The sequence below is a fragment of the Corallibacter sp. genome, from assembly GCF_048381695.1.
Classification (GTDB): Bacteria; Bacteroidota; Bacteroidia; order Flavobacteriales; family Flavobacteriaceae; genus Corallibacter; species Corallibacter vietnamensis.
Genome location: NZ_JBLXHI010000007.1, coordinates 37,587 through 63,375 on the forward strand (window position 1 = coordinate 37,587; position 25,789 = coordinate 63,375).

The 25,789-nt window shown below is 32.5% G+C and carries 29 protein-coding genes; 22 read left to right on the forward strand and 7 right to left on the reverse strand.

Translation table 11 applies throughout. The annotated features are described in order from the left end of the window. The first annotated feature begins 612 nt into the window (after positions 1-612). Complete coding sequence (locus ACN5J3_RS10360; RefSeq protein WP_418511701.1) at positions 613-1,425, forward strand: sensor histidine kinase; 813 nt, start codon at positions 613-615, stop codon at positions 1,423-1,425. Between the two features lie 2 nt (positions 1,426-1,427). Here ACN5J3_RS10360 and ACN5J3_RS10365 read toward each other — a convergent pair whose 3' ends face one another. Together ACN5J3_RS10365 and panB are read right to left on the reverse strand one after the other, a co-directional pair. Continuing rightward, positions 1,428-2,120 (reverse strand): RluA family pseudouridine synthase, encoded by a 693-nt coding sequence (locus ACN5J3_RS10365; RefSeq protein ID WP_418511702.1) that lies wholly within the window; start codon positions 2,118-2,120, stop codon positions 1,428-1,430. Between the two features lie 79 nt (positions 2,121-2,199). After that, a complete protein-coding gene (gene panB / locus ACN5J3_RS10370) occupies positions 2,200-3,018 on the reverse strand; it encodes a 3-methyl-2-oxobutanoate hydroxymethyltransferase (protein WP_344730915.1) in 819 nt (272 codons plus the stop codon). Between the two features lie 123 nt (positions 3,019-3,141). Between panB and ACN5J3_RS10375 the strand changes: the two genes are divergently transcribed. Continuing rightward, positions 3,142-3,606 carry a nuclear transport factor 2 family protein gene (locus ACN5J3_RS10375; RefSeq protein WP_418511703.1) on the forward strand — a complete coding sequence of 155 codons (465 nt, stop codon included), beginning with the start codon at positions 3,142-3,144 and terminating at the stop codon, positions 3,604-3,606. A 2-nt stretch (positions 3,607-3,608) separates the two neighbouring features. On the opposite strand, the gene ACN5J3_RS10380 is transcribed toward ACN5J3_RS10375, so the two are convergent. Both ACN5J3_RS10380 and ACN5J3_RS10385 read right to left on the reverse strand, forming a co-directional pair. Beyond that, positions 3,609-5,033 carry an L-serine ammonia-lyase gene (locus tag ACN5J3_RS10380; RefSeq protein ID WP_418511704.1) on the reverse strand — a complete coding sequence of 475 codons (1,425 nt, stop codon included), beginning with the start codon at positions 5,031-5,033 and terminating at the stop codon, positions 3,609-3,611. A gap of 98 nt (positions 5,034-5,131) precedes the next feature. Then, positions 5,132-5,650: a collagen-like protein gene (locus tag ACN5J3_RS10385; protein ID WP_418511705.1), complete on the reverse strand. Its 519-nt coding sequence runs from the start codon at positions 5,648-5,650 to the stop codon at positions 5,132-5,134. A gap of 200 nt (positions 5,651-5,850) precedes the next feature. On the opposite strand from ACN5J3_RS10385, the gene dnaK reads away from it, so the two are divergent. The 13 genes from dnaK (at position 5,851) to ACN5J3_RS10450 (ending at position 18,010) form a co-directional block, all read left to right on the forward strand. Then, positions 5,851-7,758: a molecular chaperone DnaK gene (gene dnaK / locus ACN5J3_RS10390; RefSeq protein ID WP_129760260.1), complete on the forward strand. Its 1,908-nt coding sequence runs from the start codon at positions 5,851-5,853 to the stop codon at positions 7,756-7,758. Positions 7,759-7,826: 68 nt separating this feature from the next. Further along, positions 7,827-8,822, forward strand: coding sequence for an LLM class flavin-dependent oxidoreductase (locus tag ACN5J3_RS10395; RefSeq protein WP_418511706.1), 996 nt, complete (start codon positions 7,827-7,829; stop codon positions 8,820-8,822). Positions 8,823-8,946: 124 nt separating this feature from the next. Next, positions 8,947-10,173 carry a class I SAM-dependent rRNA methyltransferase gene (locus tag ACN5J3_RS10400; RefSeq protein WP_418511708.1) on the forward strand — a complete coding sequence of 409 codons (1,227 nt, stop codon included), beginning with the start codon at positions 8,947-8,949 and terminating at the stop codon, positions 10,171-10,173. A gap of 209 nt (positions 10,174-10,382) precedes the next feature. Further along, positions 10,383-10,859: an Hsp20/alpha crystallin family protein gene (locus ACN5J3_RS10405; RefSeq protein ID WP_418511710.1), complete on the forward strand. Its 477-nt coding sequence runs from the start codon at positions 10,383-10,385 to the stop codon at positions 10,857-10,859. 102 nt (positions 10,860-10,961) lie between these two features. Continuing rightward, positions 10,962-11,444, forward strand: a complete 483-nt coding sequence (locus tag ACN5J3_RS10410; RefSeq protein ID WP_417291152.1) for a hypothetical protein — start codon at positions 10,962-10,964, stop codon at positions 11,442-11,444. 110 nt (positions 11,445-11,554) lie between these two features. Next, a complete protein-coding gene (locus tag ACN5J3_RS10415) occupies positions 11,555-12,499 on the forward strand; it encodes an NAD(P)H-dependent flavin oxidoreductase (RefSeq protein WP_418511711.1) in 945 nt (314 codons plus the stop codon). Positions 12,500-12,504: 5 nt separating this feature from the next. After that, positions 12,505-13,134: a YiiX/YebB-like N1pC/P60 family cysteine hydrolase gene (locus ACN5J3_RS10420; protein WP_418511712.1), complete on the forward strand. Its 630-nt coding sequence runs from the start codon at positions 12,505-12,507 to the stop codon at positions 13,132-13,134. A gap of 26 nt (positions 13,135-13,160) precedes the next feature. Next, complete coding sequence (locus tag ACN5J3_RS10425; RefSeq protein WP_262733388.1) at positions 13,161-13,616, forward strand: GNAT family N-acetyltransferase; 456 nt, start codon at positions 13,161-13,163, stop codon at positions 13,614-13,616. Positions 13,617-13,895: 279 nt separating this feature from the next. Further along, a complete protein-coding gene (locus tag ACN5J3_RS10430; protein WP_418511713.1) occupies positions 13,896-14,786 on the forward strand; it encodes a pirin family protein in 891 nt (296 codons plus the stop codon). Between the two features lie 129 nt (positions 14,787-14,915). Continuing rightward, a complete protein-coding gene (locus ACN5J3_RS10435) occupies positions 14,916-15,782 on the forward strand; it encodes a helix-turn-helix domain-containing protein (RefSeq protein ID WP_418511714.1) in 867 nt (288 codons plus the stop codon). An 89-nt stretch (positions 15,783-15,871) separates the two neighbouring features. After that, positions 15,872-16,891 (forward strand): alpha/beta hydrolase family protein, encoded by a 1,020-nt coding sequence (locus ACN5J3_RS10440; protein ID WP_131506570.1) that lies wholly within the window; start codon positions 15,872-15,874, stop codon positions 16,889-16,891. 201 nt (positions 16,892-17,092) lie between these two features. Then, positions 17,093-17,515 carry an META domain-containing protein gene (locus ACN5J3_RS10445; RefSeq protein ID WP_418511715.1) on the forward strand — a complete coding sequence of 141 codons (423 nt, stop codon included), beginning with the start codon at positions 17,093-17,095 and terminating at the stop codon, positions 17,513-17,515. Positions 17,516-17,530: 15 nt separating this feature from the next. Further along, positions 17,531-18,010: a hypothetical protein gene (locus ACN5J3_RS10450; protein ID WP_418511716.1), complete on the forward strand. Its 480-nt coding sequence runs from the start codon at positions 17,531-17,533 to the stop codon at positions 18,008-18,010. A 5-nt stretch (positions 18,011-18,015) separates the two neighbouring features. On the opposite strand, the gene ACN5J3_RS10455 is transcribed toward ACN5J3_RS10450, so the two are convergent. Further along, positions 18,016-18,591, reverse strand: coding sequence for a GNAT family N-acetyltransferase (locus ACN5J3_RS10455; protein ID WP_418511717.1), 576 nt, complete (start codon positions 18,589-18,591; stop codon positions 18,016-18,018). Beyond that, positions 18,588-19,223, reverse strand: a complete 636-nt coding sequence (locus tag ACN5J3_RS10460; protein ID WP_418511718.1) for an alpha/beta hydrolase — start codon at positions 19,221-19,223, stop codon at positions 18,588-18,590. The genes ACN5J3_RS10455 and ACN5J3_RS10460 overlap by 4 nt, the downstream gene beginning before the upstream one ends. Positions 19,224-19,312: 89 nt before the next feature. On the opposite strand from ACN5J3_RS10460, the gene ACN5J3_RS10465 reads away from it, so the two are divergent. Genes ACN5J3_RS10465 through ACN5J3_RS10475 form a run of 3 tightly spaced genes read left to right on the forward strand, consistent with a single transcriptional unit; the run spans position 19,313 to position 21,303 of the window. Then, positions 19,313-19,750 carry an SRPBCC domain-containing protein gene (locus tag ACN5J3_RS10465; RefSeq protein WP_418511719.1) on the forward strand — a complete coding sequence of 146 codons (438 nt, stop codon included), beginning with the start codon at positions 19,313-19,315 and terminating at the stop codon, positions 19,748-19,750. A gap of 12 nt (positions 19,751-19,762) precedes the next feature. Next, positions 19,763-20,191: a PaaI family thioesterase gene (locus tag ACN5J3_RS10470; protein WP_418511720.1), complete on the forward strand. Its 429-nt coding sequence runs from the start codon at positions 19,763-19,765 to the stop codon at positions 20,189-20,191. Further along, on the forward strand, positions 20,188-21,303 hold the full coding sequence (locus ACN5J3_RS10475) for a chorismate-binding protein (RefSeq protein ID WP_418511721.1): 1,116 nt from the start codon (positions 20,188-20,190) through the stop codon (positions 21,301-21,303). Before ACN5J3_RS10470 ends, ACN5J3_RS10475 begins: the two co-directional genes overlap by 4 nt. On the opposite strand, the gene ACN5J3_RS10480 is transcribed toward ACN5J3_RS10475, so the two are convergent. Beyond that, positions 21,300-21,665 (reverse strand): winged helix-turn-helix transcriptional regulator, encoded by a 366-nt coding sequence (locus tag ACN5J3_RS10480; RefSeq protein ID WP_262733378.1) that lies wholly within the window; start codon positions 21,663-21,665, stop codon positions 21,300-21,302. The genes ACN5J3_RS10475 and ACN5J3_RS10480 overlap by 4 nt on opposite strands. A gap of 145 nt (positions 21,666-21,810) precedes the next feature. On the opposite strand from ACN5J3_RS10480, the gene ACN5J3_RS10485 reads away from it, so the two are divergent. The 4 genes from ACN5J3_RS10485 (at position 21,811) to ACN5J3_RS10500 (ending at position 25,776) form a co-directional block, all read left to right on the forward strand. Further along, entirely contained in the window at positions 21,811-22,683 is an 873-nt protein-coding gene (locus tag ACN5J3_RS10485) for an SDR family oxidoreductase (protein ID WP_418511722.1), read from the forward strand. Between the two features lie 17 nt (positions 22,684-22,700). Further along, the gene (gene ygiD / locus ACN5J3_RS10490; protein ID WP_418511723.1) at positions 22,701-23,528 is read left to right on the forward strand and encodes a 4,5-DOPA dioxygenase extradiol; all 828 of its coding nucleotides are present in this window, start codon (positions 22,701-22,703) and stop codon (positions 23,526-23,528) included. 60 nt (positions 23,529-23,588) lie between these two features. Then, a complete protein-coding gene (gene menD, locus ACN5J3_RS10495) occupies positions 23,589-25,346 on the forward strand; it encodes a 2-succinyl-5-enolpyruvyl-6-hydroxy-3-cyclohexene-1-carboxylate synthase (RefSeq protein ID WP_418511724.1) in 1,758 nt (585 codons plus the stop codon). A gap of 91 nt (positions 25,347-25,437) precedes the next feature. Beyond that, positions 25,438-25,776 (forward strand): DUF2853 family protein, encoded by a 339-nt coding sequence (locus ACN5J3_RS10500; RefSeq protein ID WP_344730895.1) that lies wholly within the window; start codon positions 25,438-25,440, stop codon positions 25,774-25,776. Positions 25,777-25,789 lie beyond the last annotated feature (13 nt).

A 25,789-nucleotide genomic window follows, 5' to 3' on the forward strand; every position in this document is an offset into this window, starting at 1 on the left:
AATAGGATTATTTTGCTTAAAAAAATATAAACATACGGCTGTTAAATATTTTATATGTTTCTTGGTTTATAGTTTTTGTATTGATCTTTTAGGCCGATACCCAACATATTTAAAGTCTTTTGGCTATTTTCAGTACATTGATGGTACCATTTTTGAAAAAAATTATTGGTGGTACGCATTGTTTGGAATCACGAGTATGTGCTTTTATTTTTATTATTTCTTTGCAATTTTGAATAATAAATTATTTAAAAAAGTATTTAGGTATGTTTCTATTTTTTTAATTGTATTATCAGTATTACATTTCATAATACATATAGATCAATTTTATAATAAAAACTCTTCCTTTATAAGAATAAATACATCAGTATTAATTATTTTCGGTGTTATTTTATATTTAGTTGAGGTTCTGCAAACAGAGAAAATACTCCTTTTTTTTAAATCTATTAATTTTTACATAAGCAGTGTATTGTTGATATGGTTATTAATTACTACACCACTTACATTTTATGAAATCTATTTTTCAACTGCCGATTGGAATTTTGTGTTCTTAAAAGGACATATTTACTTGTCAGCCAACATGTTTATGTATTTAATGTTTACTTTTGCTTTATTATGGTGCAATCCGGAGAACGATTAGTTAGTACAGCAGCAGAAAGATATCTATTAGTTTATATGATTGGCGTTTTGCTTATTGTATGTTCTCTTATTATTATAATCTTTATAGTTTTTCAAAAGCGAAAAAATAAATTATTATTAGATAAAATAAAGCAACAACAGGCTTTTGAAGAAGAACTTTCTAATACACAAATTGAGATTCAAGAGCAAACGCTCAAAAACATAGGGCAAGAACTACATGATAATATTGGTCAATTATTATCTGTTGCAAATATGCAGTTAAGCATTATGAGTATGCAGATTAATCAAGATATAAAAGACCAATTTACTGAAACAAAAAATGTGGTAAAAGATAGCTTGAGCGAGGTGAGAGCACTTTCAAAATCATTAAACAGTGACGTGATTGTTAATAGAGGTTTTCAACAATCTGTACAAAATGAAGTTGATCGTTTAAATAAATTAAACCTTTTAAAAACAGAGCTTCAAGTGTTAGGAGATAAAACCTTGTTTCCTAAAAATAAAGATAGTATCATCTTATTTAGAATTATACAAGAGTTTATTTCAAATACTATAAAATACGCAAAAGCAGGAACGCTAACTCTTGTTTTAAACTACAATAAAGATAGTTTACTTATTAAAGCTGTTGATGATGGCGTTGGTTTTGATATAAAAGCAGCTAAACTAGGTTCTGGATTAATTAATATGAAAAATAGGGCGAATTTAATAAACGCTACATTTCAAATTGATTCTGAAATAAATAAAGGAACAAAGCTAACGGTAAATTATCCTTATAAAAATTCAAGTATCTAGCTTTATAAACAAGCATCCCATACAGGATCATTTGGTAAAGGAGCAATCACCTTAATGGCTTCATTTTTAACAGGGTGAGTGAATTCTAATTGTCTTGCATGTAGACTGATACTACCATCTTTGTTGCTTCGGTCAAAACCATATTTTAAATCACCTTTAATAGGACAATCTATGCTAGATAGTTGCACACGTATTTGGTGATGTCTTCCTGTTTCAAGTGAAATTTCTAATAAATAATAATTATCTAAAGCTTTGAGTGTTTTATAGTGTAGAATAGCTTTTTTACTATCAGAAGTTTCTTTTATATAAGCTGTAGATTTATTGTTTTTAGGGTTCTTTTTTAACCAATGTATTAGCGTGTCGTTTGCTTTTTTTGGTTTGTTTTTTACAAGTGCCCAATAGGTTTTTGTCGCCTTTTTTTCAGAAAATAATTTGTTTAGTCTAGGCAGTGCTTTGCTTGTTTTTGCAAACATAACAATACCTGTTGTAGGTCTGTCAAGTCTATGCACAACACCTAGATATACATTTCCGGGTTTATTGTATTTTTCTTTAATATAACTTTTTACAACTTCAGATAGGGGCTTGTCTCCAGTTTTATCACCTTGAACAATATCACCAGCACGTTTATTAACAATAATGATATGATTGTCTTCGTATAAAACTTGAAGATTATCTTTGTTAGAGCGTAGTTTCATTGTTTTTTTTAAGGGATTAAACTTTTTTAGAATGTCTTTTGATTCTAATTAGATAATCAAAAAAATATGAAATAATAATTTAATATTGTTCTGAATCACTAGGGAAATCAACAGCTTTAACATCATCAACGTATTGCGTGATAGCTGTAGTCATATCATCATATAAGTTCATGTAACGACGTAAAAATCTAGGTTGAAACTCATAAGTCATTCCTAGCATATCATGAACAACTAAAACTTGACCGTCAACACCATTTCCAGCTCCAATGCCTATAACGGGAATACTCACGCTTTCTGCAACTTCTTTTGCTAATTTTGCAGGTATTTTTTCTAATACAATAGCAAAACATCCAGCTTTTTCAAGCATTAAAGCATCTTCTTTTAATTTTTTAGCTTCGGCTTCCTCTTTAGCTCTTACTGTGTAAGTTCCGAATTTATATATTGATTGCGGTGTTAAACCTAAATGTCCCATAACAGGAATTCCTGCATTCAGTATACGCTTTATAGATTCTTTAATCTCTTTACCTCCTTCTAATTTTACGGCATGACCTCCTGATTCTTTCATTATTCTAATAGCAGATCGCAACGCTTCTTTAGGATCACTTTGGTAACTACCAAAAGGTAAATCAACTACAACTAAAGCTCTATTTATAGCTCTAATAACTGAAGATGCATGATAAATCATTTGATCTAAAGTAATAGGTAATGTTGTTTCATGACCAGCCATAACATTACTAGCAGAATCACCAACCAAAATAACATCAACGCCAGCGCCATCAACAATCTTTGCCATGGTATAATCATAAGCTGTAAGCATAGATATTTTCTCGCCTTTAGACTTCATGTCAACTAATGTCTTGACTGTGATTCTTTTATATTCTTTTTTTGCTACTGACATATTGTGTGTTTAAAAATTGGACTGTAAAATTAAGAAATTCAACGCGTATAATGTTAAACTTTTCCTTATTTCAACTGAAAACAACTATTGATAATTTATTTTAGATCTTCAAAAATTAAGATTATGACAAGAATAATACGTTTTATTGCTTTTTTGATAGTGACAACGGCTATTGGACAAAACTCTGTAGATGTTGAAACACAGGTAAAAAATTCTATAGATACTTTTTTTGAAGGCTTTCATAAAGGTGATACACTACTTATGAAATCAGTATTAGCCAATAAGGTTATTACTCAAACTGTTACCAAAAACAAAGAAGGAAAAACATTGTTAGGTACAGAAAGTATGCAAGATTTTTTGAAAGTAATAGGAGCTAGACCAGCAAATCAAAAATGGAAAGAAAAGTTATTGGATTATAAAATTCAGGTAGACGGCAATATGGCACATGTTTGGACGCCTTACGAGTTTTGGTTTAACGACAGTTTTAGCCATTGCGGTGTTAATTCGTTTCAACTGTTTAATGATAACGGCACTTGGAAAATTAGTTATTTAATAGACACACGAAGACGAGCAGGTTGTCAAGATTAATTTTAACAATCTACTAAATTAACACCAACAGCTAAACCACCTTCACTGGTTTCTTTGTATTTAGAATTCATATCTTTTGCAGTTTCCCACATAGTATTTACCACTTTATCAAGCGGAACTTTTACATTATTTGGGTCAGTGTCTAAAGCTAATTCAGCTGCATTAATAGCTTTTATAGCTCCCATAGAATTACGTTCTATACAAGGCACTTGTACCAAACCTCCAATTGGGTCACAAGTTAGCCCTAAATGATGTTCCATAGCGATTTCGGCAGCAACTAGAACTTGTTCAGGAGTTCCTCCAAGTAATTCACACAAAGCTCCAGCAGCCATTGCTGATGATACTCCAATTTCAGCTTGACAACCGCCCATAGCCGCACTAATAGTAGCCCCTTTTTTAAAGATACTGCCAATTTCTCCAGCAACCATTAAAAAACGTTTTACATGTTCAAAATCAGCTTCATGGTTTTCAATAACCATATAGTACATTAATACCGAAGGTATCACACCAGCGCTACCATTAGTTGGAGCTGTAACAACACGACCTAATGAGGCATTTACCTCATTTACAGCAAGAGCAAAACAGCTTACCCATTTTAATATTTGTCTAAACTTTACTTCTGTTTTTCTAATAACTTGCAGCCACTCTTGAGGTGTTTCATAGGGTAAATCACCTTTAAGTTTTTGGTGCATATCATAAGCGCGCCTGCGCACGTTTAAACCACCAGGCAAATTTCCTTCGGTGTGACAGCCTACATACATGCATTCTAGCATGGTATTCCAAATTCTTTCTAACTCAAAGTTTATAGAGTTTTCTTCTCTAATAGATTTTTCGTTTTCCCAAACAACACCAGATATTGGTAATTGTAGTTGGTTGCAGAAATCTAAAAGTTGAACACCATTTTCAATAGGATAAGGAAATGTACAATAAAAGATAATTTTATTGGCTTTAGCAACTTTTCGTTCTTCTTGTACAACAAATCCGCCTCCAATGGAGTAGTATGTAGACTTGTAGTTTCTGCCATTTATGGTTGCTGTAAATGTTAAAGCATTGGCATGAAAAGGCAAAAACTTCTTATTGAAAGTTATATTTGTTTTTGTATCAAACGCTATAGGCTTTTCGTTATTAAATAAAAGCGTGTTTGTGTTTTTAATAGCTGCAATAATGACATCAATAGTATCAACAGGAATACGTTCAGGATCAGCACCGCTTAACCCTAGCATAACAGCATAATCTGTAGCATGACCTTTTCCTGTTAAGGATAAAGAACCATACAAGTCAACAGATATTTTTTCAACTTTATCAAATCTGTTTTTATCTTTTAATTCTTTAATCCAACGTTCAGCAGCGCGCCAAGGTCCTAATGTATGAGAACTAGAAGGCCCAACGCCTATTTTTAACATATCAAAAACGGAAATACACTCCATGTACGAAAACGTTTTAGGGTTTGCCGCAAATATACATTTTGTTCTTGAAGAATAGCAATAAAAAAGAGGTTTCTACCTTATGTTATAACACTGTCTTTTTAGAGTTTTACAAACTCTTTGATGTCATAAGTGTTTATTACAGAATTCAAATTGGATGTGTTTGTTTTACTTAAAGCATCAGCAGGTAAAATAACAATTCTAAAAACTTGATTTTGTGTGTAAGATGCCGCTAATGTAGAAAGATCAAAGTTACCATCAATTAGTAATTGTACATCTGCGTATGTGTGGTTAAATATATATTGAATTGTATCTGTATCACTTATAAAAAAGTTTTGAGGAAGTGGAGACCAAGTTTCAGTAGGTTGTCCATCAATATCAACAATACCTTCTAGTCTATAAACTAAAACTACATCACTATCTAATATATCATAAGGTAGTGGTACAATGGCTTCTTGTAAACCAGTATCATTAAAATATTCAAAATCAATATTATCAACCTCATAAGATAATGCAGCATATTCGTCACCATTAATTCCAGGAAGTCCTTGTGGGCCTTGATCTCCTTCACAAGCAGTTAAGGTTACAGTCAGGCATAGTATTGCGATAAGTTTTTTCATGTGTAATCTGTTTTTTTAATTTTTTATAAAGTTACAAATCACTTGTAATCTAAACAGTATTATTGGGTTTTTATTATGAAATCTGACATCGTGTCATATTTTTTGTCATGGCACAATCATTGACTTATACAAACCGAATTAAAAATTGAACACAACGTTTCCGTGAAAGCGGAAATCTTAAAAACAAATAAAAACAAATTATGAGTAAAATTATTGGAATCGATTTAGGTACAACAAACTCTTGTGTTTCTGTAATGGAAGGTAATGAGCCAGTTGTAATTCCTAACGCAGAAGGTAAGCGTACAACACCATCTGTAATCGCTTTCGTAGAAGGTGGTGAAATTAAAGTTGGTGACCCAGCAAAACGTCAAGCAGTAACAAACCCAACAAAAACGGTTTATTCTATCAAACGTTTTATGGGTAACAAATATTCTGAATCAAAAAATGAAGCAGAACGCGTACCTTATAAAGTAGTAAAAGGTGATAACGATACACCAAGAGTTGATATTGATGGTCGTTTATATACACCTCAAGAATTATCAGCAATGATTCTTCAAAAAATGAAGAAAACTGCTGAAGATTATTTAGGTCAAGATGTAAGTGAAGCTGTAATTACAGTTCCTGCTTACTTTAATGACTCACAACGTCAAGCAACAAAAGAAGCTGGTGAAATCGCAGGACTAAAAGTTCGTAGAATTATAAACGAACCAACTGCAGCAGCTTTAGCTTACGGATTAGATAAAAAAGGACAAGATCAAAAAATCGTAGTATTTGACTTTGGTGGTGGTACACATGACGTGTCTATTCTTGAACTAGGAGATGGCGTTTTTGAAGTATTATCAACAGATGGAGATACGCATTTAGGTGGTGATGATGTTGATGAGAAAATCATTAACTGGTTAGCAGATGAATTTAATGCTGAAGAAGGAATGGACTTACGTAAAGACCCAATGGCTTTACAACGTCTTAAAGAAGCTGCTGAAAAAGCAAAGATTGAATTATCATCTTCTGCACAAACAGAAATCAACTTACCTTACGTAACAGCTACAGCTAGTGGACCAAAGCACTTGGTACGTACATTAACACGTTCTAAATTTGAGCAATTAATTGACGATTTAGTAAAACGTACTATTGAGCCATGTGAGTCTGCATTAAAAGCAGCAGGTTTAAGTAAAAGTGATATTGACGAAGTTATTTTAGTTGGTGGTTCTACACGTATTCCTGCAGTACAAGAAGCTGTAGAAAAATTCTTTGGTAAAAAACCAAGTAAAGGTGTAAACCCAGACGAAGTTGTATCATTAGGAGCTGGAATCCAAGGTGGTGTATTAACAGGAGATGTAAAAGACGTACTTTTATTAGACGTAACACCATTATCTCTTGGTATTGAAACTATGGGTAACGTAATGACCAAGTTAATTGAAGCGAATACAACTATTCCAACAAAGAAAAGTCAAGTATTCTCAACAGCTGCAGATAATCAGCCATCAGTAGAAATTCACGTATTACAAGGTGAGCGTCCTATGGCAGCAGACAACAAAACAATTGGTCGTTTCCATTTAGATGGTATTCCACCAGCAAAACGTGGTACTCCACAAATTGAAGTAACGTTTGATATTGATGCTAATGGTATCATTAAAGTATCTGCGACTGATAAAGCAACTGGTAAATCTCAAGATATCAGAATTGAAGCGTCTTCAGGATTAACAGAAGATGAAATCCAAAAGATGAAGCAAGAAGCAGAAGCAAATGCTGAAGCTGATGCAAAAGCAAAAGAAACTGCTGATAAATTAAACAGTGCTGACGCTATGATTTTCCAAACTGAAAGTCAGCTAAAAGAATTTGGTGACAAATTATCTGATGATAAAAAGAAACCAATTGAAGAAGCACTTGAAGAATTGAAGAAAGCTTACGAAACAAAAGATATCGCAGTAATTGATCCAGCTTTAGAAAAAATAAACGAAGCTTGGAAAGTAGCTAGCGAAGAAATGTACAAAGCACAAGCTGAAGCACAACAAGGTGCAGCAGGAGCAGAGCAACCTCAAGGTGATGCAGGAGCATCTAACGAAGGTAGCGATGTAGAAGATGTAGATTTCGAAGAAGTGAAATAAGCATAACTATCATAACATTTGAAAAAGCGCAATCAGTCATGGTTGCGCTTTTTTATCCCCAAAAAAATATGAAAAGACAAATTCCTTATTCTATATTAGAATTGGCTACTGTAGCAGAAAATACTACTATTCAAGATACTTTTGCTAACAGTTTAGATTTAGCACAACAAGCTGAAAAAATGGGATATCATCGTTTTTGGCTTGCCGAACATCATAATATGAAAAGTATTGCAAGTTCAGCAACTTCAGTGTTAATTGGTCACATTGCTGGAGGTACAGAAAAAATACGTGTAGGTTCTGGTGGTATTATGTTGCCTAATCATTCGCCACTAATTGTTGCAGAGCAGTTTGGTACTTTAGGTAACTTATATCCTAATCGAATTGATTTAGGCTTAGGTCGTGCTCCAGGAACCGATCAGGAAACAGCTCAAGCTATCAGGTCTGATAGAATGACAGCTGTATATCAATTTCCTGATGAAGTGAGTCGAATTCAGAATTTTTTCACAAGTTCTTACAGAGGTAAAGTTCGTTCATATGTTTCGGAAGGTGTACATGTGCCGTTATATATATTGGGTTCTAGTACAGATAGTGCTTATGTTGCTGCAAAAAAAGGACTGCCTTATGTGTTTGCTAGTCACTTTGCACCAGCACAGTTAAAAGAAGCTCTAAACATTTATCGTCAAAACTTTAAGCCTTCTGCATATTTAAAAACACCCTATACTATGGCAGGAATTGGTGTAATTGCAGCCGAAACTAATGAGATGGCAGATACGTTATCGTCATCAATGTATCAAATGATTTTGGGTGTACTTACAGGAAATATCGATTATGTAAAAGCTCCAAGTGTTATAACGCCAGAAATGCGAGATGTTATTAACCATCCTAAAGTACAGCAAATGACACATTATAGCTTTATAGGAGATAAGGCTACAGTAAAATCTAAAACAAAGCAATTTTTAGAAGAAACCAAAGTAGATGAGTTAATTGCTGTTTCGCATATTTACGACCATCAAGATAGGGTTGCGTCATATCGTATTTTTTCTGAAATCATGCAGGAGTTATAAGGTTTTTATTTTCTGGGTTTATCTAGTGAATTTTACGAAACTCAACACATATTATGTAAAAAACAATCATCTGCTTGATTGTTTTTTTTATTTTCAAACACTTACTTTTATATAAAAATTATATATGCCATTTTCACCAAAAATTCAATCAACGTATCAACCTAAACGATTAGCTGTAAAACTCACTGCAAAAGGCGAGCAGTTTGTTTTAAACGCGCATCCTTGGGTGTTTTCTAACAGTATTGTTAAGATAAATGACGATGCAAAAACTGGTGATTTGGCAATTATTTTCAATAAGAATAAAAATAAAGTTATTGGTTTAGGCTTGTACGATGCGTCATCACCAATTCGTATTAAAATGCTACATAGTGGCATGGAAAAAGCTGAAATTAATACAGCTTTTTTTAAGCAAAAGATTGATACCGCTTTTGAAAAACGATTAGATTTATTACAAACCACAACCAATAGCTACCGCTTATTGTTTGGCGAAAATGATGGATTTCCTGGGTTAATTGCAGATGTGTATGACAAAGTTTTGGTCGTTAAATTATATTCTGAAATCTGGCTACCTTACATAGAAACTATTATTCCTAGTTTACAGCAAATTTCTAATGCAGAAACTGTAGTTGTTAGATTAAGCAGAAGTCTGGAAAATTCATCTAATCACCAATTAAAAGATGGCGATGTAGTTTTTGGAACGTTAGAAAATGAAGTTGTTCAGTTTGTAGAGCATGGCGTAAATTTTTCGGCAAACGTTATTAAAGGTCATAAAACTGGTTATTTTTTAGATCATCGCGATAACCGAAAACGCGTAGGAGAGTTAAGTCAAAGGAAAACAGTGTTAGACGTATTTTCGTATGCTGGCGGATTTTCGATACATGCTTTGGCTAATGATGCTACAGAAGTAACAAGTTTAGATATTAGTGAGCAAGCCCTAGAAATTGCTATTGAAAACGGGAAGCTAAACACCTATTCAGGGATTCATAAAACCATTGCAGGCGATGCTTTTGACGAAATGCAAAAACTGATTAATGTAGGTAAAACCTTTGATGTAGTAGTGATAGATCCTCCAAGTTTTGCCAAACAAGCATCAGAAATAGCATTAGCCAAGAAAAAGTATGCGCAATTAGCTGTGTTGGGAGAACAGTTAACTGCTAAAAAAGGTATGTTAGTATTGGCTTCTTGTTCGTCAAGAGTTCAGTATCAAGCCTTTTTTGATATTAATTCGCAAGCTTTAAAACAAGCAGGCAGACCATTTCAATTACAGTTAAAAACTCAACACGATAGCGATCATCCAATTGGGTTTCCAGAAGGTGCTTACTTAAAATGTGGTTACTATAAGCTTGGGTAGTTCATTATAGACTAACTAATTATTAGCATGTTTAAAATGTCAAATTGACAATGTTTTTGTGTGTAAAGTTTTTTAAATCAGTTGGTTTAGCAAATGAAATGTTAAAATAAATGACAAATATTCATTTTGGTATTTTTTTTGAAATATAGCATCATGAAATCAGATTAGATTTCAAATTTGAAATAATGTTTAACTTAAATTTTTTAATTATGAGCAATTTAGTAACTGGTCCAAAAAATGGAAGTTTAGCAACTACAAATTCAAATTTAAACTTCCCAACATGGTCTAATTGGTTAGATGATTTATTTAATAGAGAATTACCTTCGGTTTTCACTTCCAACTTTAATACTGGAATTACCTTACCAAAGGTAAATATTAGAGAAACAGCAGACGCTTATTATGTTGAAATGGCTGTTCCTGGACTTAAAAAATCAGATTTCCAAATAGATTTAGACAATCAAGTTTTATCAATATCTACTGAAGTAAAGCAAGAAAATGAACAAAAAGAAGCGAATTACACGCGTAGAGAGTTTGGTTACTCATCATTTAAACGCACCTTCACATTACCTGAAACAGTAGATGAGGATAAAATCCAAGCAAGTTACACAGAAGGTATTTTAAATATTCATTTACCTAAAAAAGAAGAAGCCAAACAAAAACCGGCTAGGACTATTAAAATATCTTAAGTGTTTTTTCTAGAGTTTTAATACTATATTCAAGAAGAGGTTCATAGACAATCTCTTCTTGAATTTAATACAGTTTTGTTTAACTTTTTTAGGCTTTTAGTTATGAAGAAGTATATGTTTTTACTTGTGTTATTTTCATGGTGTGTAAGTTGTAATGGACAAAATTCAGAGGAGAAAAAAGAGTTAAGCAACTTAAAAGAGCATGTTAATAATGATAAACCAAAAGGCAGCTGGAAGGTAGATAAAGAGTTTGATGAACACGGAAACTTAATTAAGTATGATAGTATTTATTCATGGTCTTCTAGTAGCCATTCAAATAATTTGTCTTCTTTAGACAGAGATAGTATTATAGAATCTTTTAAATCAAAATTTCATTCTAGCTTTTCAAAATTTAATGATGATAATTTTGGTGCTATTTTTTCTCAAGATTCACTTTTTAACCAACGCTTTTTCAACGATACTTTTTTTGATAGTAATTTTGGAAAGGATTTAATGGAGTTAGATAAGTTAAGGGAACAGATGATAGCTAGACAAAAAGAATTTCTTAAAAATTACTATCCACAGATTATCAGTCCAGAAAAATAAGAACTTAACCAATAGGGTGTTTTTTTCTTTTGCTTGCTTTATAATTCACTTAAAATATTATGCATGCATAATAAAAATATAGTATATTTGTTAGACAAAATATACAAACAATGAGTACAAAGCTAACAGAGTTATTAGATATAAAACACCCTATTATTATGGCGCCAATGTTTTTGGTGTCTAATGTAGCAATGGTTAAAGAAGCTATGAAATGTGGTATTGCAGGTTGCATTCCAGCATTAAACTACAGAACTTTAGAGGAGTTACGAGCAGCAATTAAAGAATTAAAAGCAGCAAAAGTAGAAGGCGGTTCGTTTGGGTTTAATTTGATAGTGAATAAATCTAATCCGAAAGCTAAAGACCAACTGCGTGTATTGTGCGAAGAAGGTTGCGATTTTATCTTAACCTCATTAGGAAGTCCTGAAGAAACCATCAATCAAGCACATGCTGTAGGAATTAAAGTTTTTTGTGATATAACCGATTTAAAATTCGGTCAAAAAGTGGAAAGTTTAGGTGCTGATGCTGTTGTGGCTGTAAATAATCAAGCTGGTGGACATCGTGGAAATATAGACCCACAAGCACTTATAAAAACGTTAAACGATAATTTATCTATTCCTGTTATTTCAGCAGGTGGAGTAGGAACTAAAGCCGATGTTGATACCATGTTAGCTTATGGAGCTGCAGGTGTTTCAGTTGGTAGTCCGTTTATTGCTTCAGAAGAAGCAGGAGTTACTAATGAGTACAAACAAGCTTGTGTAGATTATGGTGCTGATGATATTGTTATGACCGAACGTATTTCAGGAACACCTTGTACAGTAATTAATACACCTTATGTAAAAAAAATAGGCACCAAATCACCTTGGTTAGAACGTATGCTTAACAAAAACCGAAAGCTTAAAAAATGGGTGAAAATGGTGCGTTTTTATATGGGTATGAAAGCCACTGAAAAAGCAGCACAACAGGCCACTTACAAAACGGTTTGGGTTGCAGGACCAAGTATAGAACATACCAACGCTATTTTACCTGTTAAAGACATTGTAAGTAAATTAATTTAGAAGTATTGAAACGGTTAAGCTTTCTAGTTCTCATTTTAAGTTTTGTTTTTGCGTGTAATGATTCAAACAAAATACAATCAGGAGATATTGTTTTTAGAAGCGCAACAAGCAGTTCGCTTTCTGAAGCAATTAATAATGTAACGCAAACTCAAAAAGCAACAAACTATAGCCACATTGGTGTTTGTGATGTGGTAGATGGTTCAATTTACATCTATCATTCCGATTTAGGTAAAGGTGTCGTTCACGAACCTCTTGAAGCCTTTATGAAAGCAACTGATACTGTAAAATATGTTGCTGATTTTTACAGAATTAAAAACATAACTTCAAATCAGGTTGAAAATGCGCTCAATCGTGCCAAAACATTTTTGGGTCAACCTTATAATACGACATATATTTTAGAAGACAACGGACTCTATTGTTCAGAATATATATACGAAGTGTTTAAAGAAGATACTATTTTTGAGCTAGAGCCTATGACTTTTAAAAACCCTGAAACCAAAGTATTTCACGAAGGTTGGATTAAGCATTATGAAGAATTAGGTATTGAAATTCCTGAAGGAAAACTAGGTTGTAATCCTAATGGAATGGCAAACAGTAAACATTTAGAGTTTGTAAAAAGTTTAACAACCAATTAATAACAAAAGTTTTGTAGCTTTAAAGTATGGAAATCACTCTAAAGCATACAGACGCTTCACATTCAGACTTTATAACATTAGTCAGTCATTTAGATGCCGATTTAAAAATTCGTGATGGCGACGACCACGAGTTTTACAATCAGTTTAATGGTATCGAAGCCTTAAAACATTGCATTGTAGCTTATCATGGTAATCATGCAGTAGGTTGTGGCGCCATAAAACCTTTAGATGATACCTCAATGGAAGTAAAACGAATGTTTGTATTTCCTGAACAACGCGGTAAAGGGATTGCTACTACAATTTTAAAAGCTCTAGAACAATGGACCAAAACGTTGGGTTATACTTCTTGCAAGCTAGAAACAGGAATTAAACAACCAGAGGCCATTGCACTCTACAAACACAACGGTTATAACATCATTTCTAATTACGGTCAATACGCAGGAGTAGAAAATAGCGTGTGTTTTGAGAAGAAGATTCTTTGATGAGAAAATTTTATTATACGTTATTAGGTATAAAAAAACTATATTAGGCTAATCATCCAAAAAAGTAAAATATCATGACCGATTCCCAAAAAATAAGCTTAAAAGATGCTATATCAATTGGAATAGGCGGAATGGTTGGCGGAGGCATATTTGCTGTGCTAGGATTAGCTGTGTCATTAGCAAAATAAGACATTCCAGCACCTTTTGAAGTTAGAAACCACACACAAATGTAAACCCAAAATTTAAGGGTTATGATAAATTTTAAACACAACAAAAAATATGTCTAATACCAAATTAATAATTGAAGAACGCGCAGCTAACATAGGCAATTTTATTGTTGGTAGATTGTTGCCCTTTCGTCAAAAACGAATGGTAGGACCATTCATTTTTATTGACCACATGGGACCAGCTTGTATGAGCGACCAAGATAATATGGATATTGCGATGCATCCGCATATTGGTTTGTCTACCTTAACCTTTTTGTTTGAAGGTGCTGTAATGCATCGTGATAGTTTAGGAACAGCTATGGAAATTACTCCTGGTGCTGTAAACTGGATGACCGCAGGAAAAGGCGTTGTACATACCGAGCGTACACCAGACCGTTTACGAGATTCTAAAAAAATGCTTCATGGACTACAAATTTGGGTGGCTTTACCAAAAGCCGATGAGCAATGCGAACCATCGTTTACACACGTTTCTGCAAACGACATTCCTAGTTGGACAGACAACAACGTACAATTTAAACTCATAGCAGGTAAAGCCTTTGGTAAGCAGTCGCCTGTGCCTGTGTATAGTCCGTTGTATTTTATCGAAATTAAAACAACCGAAACCAAAACCGTTTCTATTGGCGAACATTTATTTGGCGAAAGCGCGCTTTATATTCTAGAAGGTAGCATTACTAGCGATGGTCATACTTATGGACCTAAACAACTTTTGGTAGCTAAAGACGCGACACTTTGTGCTTTTGAAATTGAGGCCAATTCAACCGTGTATATTTTTGGTGGTGACGCTTTTCCAGAAGAACGTTTTATTGAGTGGAATTTTGTGGCTTCAGACAAAGCGCTTATTGAAAAAGCCAAACAAGATTGGAAGGACAACAAATTCCCTAGTGTACCAACCGAAACCGTTCGTATTCCTTTACCAGAGCCAAAACGCTTTGGAGGGAAATAATTTCTATTACCATTGATTTAAGTAATATTACTAAACCACAAAGGCACATATTACTTATCATAAAAAAATAAGTACCTTTAATTAATTGATGTTAATTCGTAAGCATTAACTTTTGCCTTAAAATATAGCATGCTATTGAAAGAAAAATATAACATACCAGATTTTGCTAAATATCTAAATATAGACAACTCTATAGATGAGGATATTTTAATAGTACTTTATGATGATAAAAGTAAAGTTCCACTTAAGTCCCAACCAGTAAAAATTGACTTTTACCTCTTGGCAATTAAACTGGATTTTGATAAAAACATGAACTATGGACAAACCGATTTTGATAATGCAGAGTCCCTACTTTATTTTGATGCACCAAACAATTCAATAGAATGGGATTTAGAAAAACCTATGACAGGTTATAACATCTTAATCAGTTCAAAGTATTTTGACAACTATGCAAAACGATATAGTTTTATGAATTATAACAGTCATGAAGCATTGTTTGTTAAAGACGAGGAAAAAGTAATTTTGTTAGACTTGTTTGAGAAAGCTTATGCAGAATACAGAACTACACAATTTTCAAAAGAAATTATAACATCCTATGCTAATTTAATATTAACCTACATTGAAAAATATTACAAAAGACAGTTTGATACCCGAAGATTACTTTATAATAATGTAGTTGAAGATTTTCGCGAAAATTTAGAGTCTTATTTTAGCGATACCACAGATATTAAAAAACTACCAACAGTAAGTTATTTTGCAAAAAAAGCAAACCTTTCTTCAAACTATTTTGGAGATGTTATAAAGCATTTTACAGGTGAATCTGCACAAAATTATATTCAACACTATATTTTACAAATTGCTAAAACAAAATTAAAACAATCTTCATTATCTGTTAGCGAAATAGCTTATAGCCTAGGCTTTGATTACCCAACATATTTCACCCGATTTTTTAAAAAAGAAGTAGGAGTTACACCAACTGTTTTTCGTAAACAGTAATTTGTTTCAGTCTTCAAGTAATCTGTTTAAGTATCTGGAGGGCATGTGGCTATATCTTTGTTGTATTGTTAATCTAAAAATATAGTACAATGGAAAATCAAGTAAATTTAGCAGGAAGCGAAAGAGCTTCTACACATACATCTAGAATGTCTAAAGAGCGAATGGAGAATGCTGTGAGACAGTTGAATGAAATTTCAGAAGCAGATTACGAAAAAGTATTAGGTTTAGCTAATGTTTGTAAACCTTTTAGAAGTGTTATTCATAAAACACCTGATGATTACGGAATGACAGATTGGGAAGACGTTTTTCTTCACGGTATTGATGGTGTGCCATTAGATGGTTGGTACATTCCGGCAAAAGGAGGTGAAAGTGACAAATTAGTAATCTTTAATCACGCGTTACCTATGTGTCGTTCTGGATTTCAAGGTCATTTTGGGTTACCTTTTAGCGGATATGATAATGTTGAAATTGATTTTGTAATACAAATGAAACATTTAACTGATGCTGGATATAATGTTTTAGCTTATGATATTAGAAACCACGGAAGAAGTGGTTCATCAAACAATGGAGTAAGTGGTATTGGTCAATTAGAATGGAGAGATTGTGCAGGTGTGAAGCAATATGTAGATAATCATCCTAGATTAAGCAAAATGAAAGTGGCTTTATATAGTCAATGTATGGGTGGAAATTCGCAATACGAAGCCATTAGTCGTCGTCCAGATTTGTTTGAAAATGTAAAATGTATGGTAAGTCCTATGGTTGTTTCTATGAGAGCCATTTATGAAGCATTTTCTGGATTGCAAGGTGTAAGTCAATATTTAGATTTAGTTGACTTTGAATTACTAAAAATGGGCGGATGGTTAATGGATGAAATGACACCACATACAGCAGCACCAAATGTAAAAATGCCAGTATTTATGATTCAAGTAAAAGACGATGCTTGGACTAAAAACCCTGAAGATGGCCAAAAAACATTTGATCTTTTAGGAAGTGAAGAAAAAGAACTTCATTGGATAGAGAATACACCTTTTAGATTTAAAGATGGTTATAACTATTTTGGTAGACATCCAGAGAAAGTTCTTGCTTTTTTAGATAAATACATGGGCTAAACAAATAGACAAAAAACCATTGTCTATAATGCAGATAAAAGCGATTTGAGGATTAACTCAAGTCGCTTTATTTGTTTTAATCATGTAGCATTTAAAGAGAAATTTTATAAACTCAATTTTTAGTTACTTTTAAAACCATTAAGTAAATAAGTTGCTACTCTAAAAAACACTAACTTGCAGTAACCAAAAAGTACTAAAATCATGAAAAAAATAGTCGTTTTATCATTGCTTGTAATAGCCGTTATTTCTTGTAATTCTTCAAAATCTTCAAGCGAAGATGTTTTGTATAACACACAATGGGAACTGGAGCATTTATCTGGTCCAAGAATTGCTTTTGAGGGTCTTTTTCCTGATAAGAAACCACAAATAACATTTAATAAAGACACAAAAAAAGTAACAGGAAATAGTGGGTGTAATGGATATTCGGCTAGTGTTACTATTGATGGTAATAGTATTTCTTTTGGTGAACCAGGACCAACTACAATGATGTTTTGTGGCGAAGGTGAAAACCATTTTAAAAATATTATTAAAAAAGTAAATGCTTATACAATTGATGAGGAAGGTAAATTACATTTGCTTTTAGACGATGTCACAATGATGCGATTTAAAAACGTAACGCCTTAACTTTTAATTAAAAGAATGATGAAAAATTTTTATTTCGCGATTTCTATAATTGTGTTAGTGACTGCTTGCAAAAATGATAAAAATAAGGCTAAAGAAACCTTGTATGACGTGGAAGAAGTTCTTGTTGAGCAAGAGGCTCCAGAACCTGAAGTTACACTAGGTTGTTATGTGTTTAGTAAGGGAGAAAATCATGTGACTTTTAATGTTACTTCTATTAAAAATGATAGTATAACAGCAACTTTAGATTATAATTATAAAGAGAAAGATGCAAATAGTGGTACATTTCAAGGAACTCTAAACGAAGATAAACTCATAGGAACATATACATTTACTTCAGAAGGTGTAGAAAGTAAGCGTGAAGTTGCATTTAAGGTTAATGATTCTATTTTAATTGAAGGCTATGGAGAATTAAACGACTCAGGAACAGCGTTTCAAGACAGAGCAACTATTAAATACACGTCTACAATGCCAATGGTAAGAACTACGTGTGAGTAACAACTTTAATTAAACTCTTTAAAAATGGTCTGCTTTATAGTTGGCCATTCGTCTTTTAAAATACCATAGCAGCAGGTATTACGTCGGAAGCCATCTTTTAAAACTACATCACGCCTAAGAATGCCTTCAAGTGTAGCACCAAGTTTTTCCACAGCTTTCCTAGAACGTATGTTGCGCTCATCTATTCTAAATTCTACTTTTTCAAATGCTAAAGTTTCAAAGGCATATTGCAGCATTAAAAACTTCATGTTGGTATTGAGTCCGCTACCTTGAAACTCGCGTCCTATCCAAGTCCAACCAATATGTAGTGTTTTATTGTCCCAGTTGATGCGACCAAAACGTGTGCTGCCAGCAAATTTCTGTTTTTGTTTATCGTAGATAATAAACGGAATAATAGTTTTATGGTAAAAGCCATCAACAGCAGTTTGCACATAGTTTTTCAGGCTTTCAGGAGAAGAAATATCGCTAGGCGAATAGGCAATTAAGTCTTTTTCATTAGCAACCTCTTGTAACTTTTTATAATTGCTTAAACCGAGTAAGGTTAAGCTAACACGATCGTTTTCTATTGGAGGAATATTCATGCTAATCTTTTTATTAAATCTACATTCACTACATGTTTGCCTTCAAAAGGATGAATGCTTACGGTATCACCAAAAAGGGACTTTGCATGTTCTATTTCATAAGCAATGCGTTCTTCGTTTAGATATTCGTCATCAGTGCCATAAATCATAGTTGTTTTACCTGTGTAGAAAATAAAATCGCTTGAGGTCAGCTCTTTAGGGATTCCACCAGAATGCAAAACAAGTTGTTGGCATTGTAGTTTGCGTTTTGCAACATAACGCATCGCTACGCTTACACCTTGCGAATAACCTAAAACAATAAGGTTTTTATCTAACGGAATATTTTCAGCCTCTAAAACCGCATCAAAATAACGCATAACATTTTCTGTTTCTTTTACGGTATTTTCTTTAGTTAACCAACTAGCACCAACGTGTCTAAATTTTGGAGGAATATAGTATTTACTTTGTGCTTGTGGCGCAATAATATAGTTTTCTTCTTTGTTTAAGCCCTCAAAATATCTTAAAAAGTACCTGCTTAAATAACCCATGCCGTGACATACAAACCAAACATTTTTAGTTGTGCTACTCAAATGGTTTAATGTGGCGTAAGAATTTGATGTTTTATAGGTGATTTCCTTTTCTGTTGAATTCATTTTTGTAAAGGGTTTTGTATTTTTACCTGAAAATCAAAATTAAGGTTTTTAAAGAACCTTCACGAGTAAAACCAATAAAAGATATTGTTGTGAAAACTACTGATGAAAATATTATTGTTTCTCAAATGTTTAGCGTTTCAAAAAGTGAACTTTGGAGCGTAATTACTTCACATGAGCATATGATACATTGGTTTTTTGAAGACATGCCAAGTTTTAAAGCAGAAATAGGTTTTAAAACAAAATTTAACGTAAAAGCACCAAGCCAAGATTTTATGCACTTATGGGAAATTACACAACTAATTCCTGAAAATGAAATTGTATACAATTGGCGCTATGAAGGTTTAAAAGGAAATGCATTTGTAACGTTTCAGTTAGAGTCAATAAAAAAGGAAACACAACTTATCGTTACCGTAAATACCGTTGAAGATTTTGATACAACAATACCTGAATTTAAAAGAGAAAGTTGCCAGCAAGGTTGGGAGTATTTTATACAACAACGCTTGGTAACGTACATTAACAATATTTAATAAAAAACACTTATGCCACTAACTAAAGAAGACGTTTTAGCACAAGCAAATGCTGCAAGTAAAAATACACTCATGGAGACATTACATATTGAAATGGTTGATTTTGGAAAAGACTTTTTAGTAGCCAGAATGCCAGTAAATTCAAGAGTTTATCAACCAGATGGTGTTTTGCATGGAGGAGCCACAGCAGCTTTAGCAGAAAGTGTAGGTAGTTTTGCATCTCATATTTTTTCAAATTTAGATGATGTATTTATTCGTGGTATAGAGATTACAGCCAATCATTTAAAAAGTGTAACAGAAGGTTTTGTTTATGCTAAAGCAACTTTTTTACATAAAGGAAGAACAACACAGTTATTAGATATTCGTGTTACTGATGATCATGACAACTTAATATCAGTTTGTAGACTATCTACTATTTCGCTACCAAAAAACAAATCATGATTATATCCGATTTTTTTGATCAGTTAGCAATACATTTTAATAGTGAATTACCTTTTGTAGGTTACCGAAAGCCTAACGAAAAAAAGCTTCAGGCATTCTTACAAACATCAGATGAACTTAATACTATTTCTGATTATACAGAAAAAGGTTTTGTTATGGCTCCTTTTAATGATGAAGAGCCAAGTGTTTTAATTCCGTTAGAACAATCTAAAAGTATTTCTACACTATACAGTTTTGATTCGTCAAATGAGTTACCAGAAAAAACGCATAATAGTGATTTATCTGCCAGTGAGCATATAGCACTTGTAGCTAAAGGTGTAAATACAATTAATAAAGGAAGTTTAGATAAAGTTGTAATATCTAGAGAGGAAGTTGTTTCAATAACAGAAACAAATCCTATTACAATTTTTAAGCGCTTGTTACAAAGCTATCCAACGGCATTTGTATATTGTTGGTACCACCCAAAAGTAGGATTATGGCTGGGAGCAACACCAGAAACATTACTGTCTGTAGCAAATAACAGACTTTCTACAATGTCACTTGCAGGAACTCAAGAATACAAAGATTCTTTAGATGTTGTTTGGGGAAATAAGGAGCAAGTTGAGCAACAGTTTGTAACAGACTATATTGTTGAAAACCTTCAAGATTCGTTATCTAACATTTCAGTTTCAGAGCCAGAAACAATTAAGGCTGGTAATTTATTACATCTTAAATCTACAATTACCGGTAAAATTAATGAAACCGGATTAAAAGATATTATAAAAAAGTTACATCCAACTCCAGCTGTTTGCGGAGTTCCTAAACAAGAAGCAAAAGCTTTTCTTATTCAAAATGAACCATATAACAGAGCATTTTATACAGGCTTTTTAGGAGAATTAAACATAACACAAAAGTCTACGAGAAACACAAATAGGCGAAATGTAGAGAATAATGCTTATGCAACTGTAAAAACAACTACAAAGCTATTTGTAAACCTTCGTTGCATGCAATGGTTTAATAATGATACTGTGCATTTATATCTTGGAGGTGGTATCACCAAAGATTCTAATCCAGAAGCTGAATGGTTAGAAACAGTAGCAAAAGCAAGAGTTATGAAAAAGGTGCTTTATTAAGCATTTTTATAAGCTTTCCTGTTTGACATTATGGTTTCCATATTCTGTAAAGACCATTTTGTCAAGCTATCTATGTGTGGTATTAAGCTAATCCCTAATGCTGTAAGACGATATTCTACTTTTGGAGGAATTTGTGGGTAAACTTTTCTACTTACAAATCCATCTGCTTCTAGTGATTTTAATGTTACAGAAAGCATTTTTTGTGAAATATCTCCAATAGATTTATGTATTTCATTAAAACGTAGAACAGGTTCCTCATTTAGTATAAGAAGAATTAAAATAGACCATTTATCACCAAATCTATCTAGTACATTTCTGACAGGGCAATTATTTATTTCAATTTTTTTTAAGTTTTTTTCCATGTTAATACACTCATTTTTAGCATTACTAACTTTAAAGTAAGCGTCTGATTTACAGGTAAGTTCTTGTGAAAAATATAGTTACTTTTTACCTTTGACTAACCAAAAGTAAGTAAATATATTATATTAATTAAAAAAAATAGAAAAAATGATTTTAGTAACAGGCGCAAGCGGACAGTTAGGAGATTTAGTTGTTAAACAACTTTTGAACAAAATACAAGCATCAGAAATAGCTGTATTATCAAGAGACACTAGCAAAGTTGAAAACTTAAAAAAATTAGGCGTTGAAGTAAGACAAGGTGATTATGATAATTACAAAACATTAGTAAACGCTTTTGCAGGAATTAAAAAGCTATATTTTGTATCAGCATCAGATATAGAAAAACGAGATAGCCAACACGAAAATGTGGTTAATGCAGCTATTGAAGCTGGTATTGAGCATATAGTTTATACAAGTTTTCAAAGAAAAACTGATAAGAAAGATAGTGTTATAGGTTTTATAGCAAATTCACATTTAGATACAGAACAAAAAATAAAAGATTCAGGATTAACCTATACAATACTTAAACATGCTTTATATATGGAAGTGATTCCATTGTTTATAGGTGATAATGTATTAGATACTAAAACTATTTACATTCCTACAGAACAAGGACAAGTGTCATTTGTCTCAAGAAAAGATTTAGCAGAAGGAGCAGCAATAATATTAACAACTTCAGGGCACAACAATAAAGTATATGAGTTTGGTAATGACAAAGTATTATCTATGCAGGATATAGCTCAAGAATTATCAAAATTAGCAAATCAAACAATTTCTTATACAAGCCCTAAACCAGAAGATTTTGTAGCGACATTAACACAAAACAATGTTCCAAAGCCATTTATAGATTTAAGGTTAGGTTTTAGTATAGGTATTGCAGCAGATGAGTTTAATAATCCTACAGATGAGCTTAAAAATCTTTTAGGAAAAGACTTAATTTCAATATCTAGCTATCTAAAAGACACATACTTTAAAGAATAATTCTGAAATTTGTATTTATGACAGATTCTGATTTATATACATGGAAAAATAACCTGTCTTACAAAGATACAGTTCAGCCTGTGTTATTTGTAGGGCATGGTTCTCCTATGAATGCTATTCAAAACAATGCATTTACACAACAGTGGAATGCACTGGGTGAAACTTTGGAAACACCTATTGCTATTTTATGTATTTCTGCACATTGGTTAACAAACGGTACGCTTGTTACACATATGGAAGCACCAAAAACCATTCATGATTTTGGCGGTTTTCCTCAAGAACTTTTTGATGTACAATACCCAGCAAAAGGATTACCTACGTTAGCTGAAGAAATTGCGCATCATATTACATCAACTCATGTAGGATTAGATGATGATTGGGGATTAGATCATGGAGCTTGGAGTGTAATAAGACACATATATCCTAAAGCCAATATTCCTGTTGTACAAATGAGTATAGACTATTTTAAGCCACCAGAATATCATTATAATTTAGCCAAACAATTGTTAGATTTAAGAAAAAAGGGAGTACTCATTGTAGGTAGCGGAAATATGGTACATAATTTAAAAATGCTAGCATGGGACAAAATCGAAGATACTTATGGTTTTGATTGGGCATTAGAGATTAATGAACTTTTTAAAACAAAAATATCCAACGGAAATCATAAAGACTTAATCAATTACAAGAGCTTACATAGCGATATTGTTAAAGCCATTCCTACGCCAGATCATTATTACCCGTTGTTATACACATTAGGGTTACAAACCCAAAAAGACGATATTCAATTTTTTAATGATTTGCCAGTAGCAGGTTCGCTAACTATGACTTCTGTAAAAATAGGATAGCATTAAAATTCATTAAGTCGTGCATATTAAGTAATTTTGTAAGACTATTTATACTACTAAATGATATATCCTAAAATACCACTCGCACAAACAGTTGTTCAGTTATGTAAAGCAGAAAACATAAAACATATTGTGTTGTCACCAGGAAGTAGAAATGCACCGTTGACAATTGGTTTTACTCACGATGATTTTTTTACATGCTATAGCATTGTAGATGAACGATGTGCTGCTTTTTTTGCATTAGGAATCGCTCAAAATATACAGCATCCGGTAGTGTTGGTATGTAGTTCAGGAAGCGCATTGTTAAATTATTACCCAGCAATAGCAGAAGCTTTTTACAGTGATATTCCGTTAGTTGTTTTATCTGCTGATAGACCAAAATATTTAATAGGAATAGGAGATGGGCAAACCATAAACCAAGAAGATGTTTATAAAAACCATATACTGTATTCTGCCAATTTAAAATTAGATATAAAAAATCTACCAAAAACAAATGATGACGAACCTGCAATAATAAAAAGCATAGAAAATAAATTAGAGCGCTTTTTAGGTATAAAACAAGAAATTCAAGATGCTAACGAAACTGAAATTAATACTGCATTAAATAAAGCAATAATTAAAAAAGGACCAGTACATATTAATGTACCTTTTGAAGAACCTTTATACGAAACCGTTGATAATTTATCAGTAGATGTCACGATAGATGATATTGAAAAAAAGATAAAAAAAGTTGATGAGTTTATTATTCAAGAGTGTTTTGAAGATTGGAATAATGCACCTAAAAAAATGGTGCTTGTAGGTGTAAATCAACCTAATGCTATAGAGCAACAGTGGCTTGATGAGTTAGCAAAAGATGATAGCGTTGTTGTTTTTACCGAAACAACATCAAACTTACACCATGAAGCCTTTTTTCCAAGTATAGACAAGATTATAGCACCTTTAAGTGATGATGAATTTAAAGCATTACAGCCTGATATTCTAATAACTTTTGGAGGTTTAATTGTTTCAAAAAAAATAAAAGCTTTTTTACGAACATATAAACCAAAACATCATTGGCATATAGATGAGAAAAAAGCTAACGATACCTTTTTTTGTTTAGAAAAGCATATAAAACAAGATCCAAACCAGTTTTTTGAGACATTTTTATCTCGAATGACACATTTTGTTAAAAGTGATTATAAACCTTTATGGAGAAGTGTTAAGCAGCACCGACAAGAAGCCCATGAAGCCTATATAAAAGATATTCCATTTTCAGACTTTAAAGTTTTCAATACTGTATTTAAAAGTTTACCTAATGATTCTGTTTTACAATTAGGAAATAGCTCAACCATAAGATATGCACAACTTTTTGATTTAAATAAAACGCTACATGTGTTTTGTAACCGTGGTACAAGTGGAATAGATGGTAGCACAAGTACAGCCATAGGCTATGCCGTAGGAAGTAAGCAGCAAACTACTTTTATAACAGGAGATTTAAGCTTCTTTTATGATAGTAACGCTTTATGGAATAATTACATTCCCAAAAACTTTAGAATAATTGTAATTAATAATCAAGGAGGTGGCATTTTTAGAATTCTTCCAGGTCACAAAAACACAGATAACTTTGATAATTTCTTTGAGACAAAACACGATTTAACAGCCAAGCAATTATGTGCTATGTATCATTTTGATTACCATACAGCAACAAATGAGTTACAAGTAAAAAACAAGCTTAAAACATTTTTTGATACATCAGATAAACCAAAACTATTAGAAGTTTTTACACCAAGAACTGTTAACGATGAGGTGCTACTGAATTATTTTAAATACATTAAGTAATTGTTAAAGTGACTTTTATTTTTTTTGAAAGTCTTAAATATTAGCTATATTTATGTGAAAACAATACGAATAACTTAAAATAAATATCAAAATGAGTAAAAGAGACGAATTAATCGCAAAATACGCAGCAGATTTAAAAGACAAAATAGGAGTAACACCAGATATGGACTTATTAACAAAAGTAACTATAGGTTGTGGACCTGCTATTTATAATGCTGATGCTGCAACGGTTTCAGGGTCTGATGAATCAGAATTAGCAACTGTAAAAAATAATTTTTTAATTAAAAAACTAGGATTAGCCGATAGTCCAGAATTAGATAAAGGTATTGCAAAAGTTATGGAGCAATACGGACAATCTAACAGAAACAAATATAGAGCAGTTGTATACTACTTATTGACTAAACATTTCAAAAAAGAATCTGTTTATTAAAAAACACATTCAT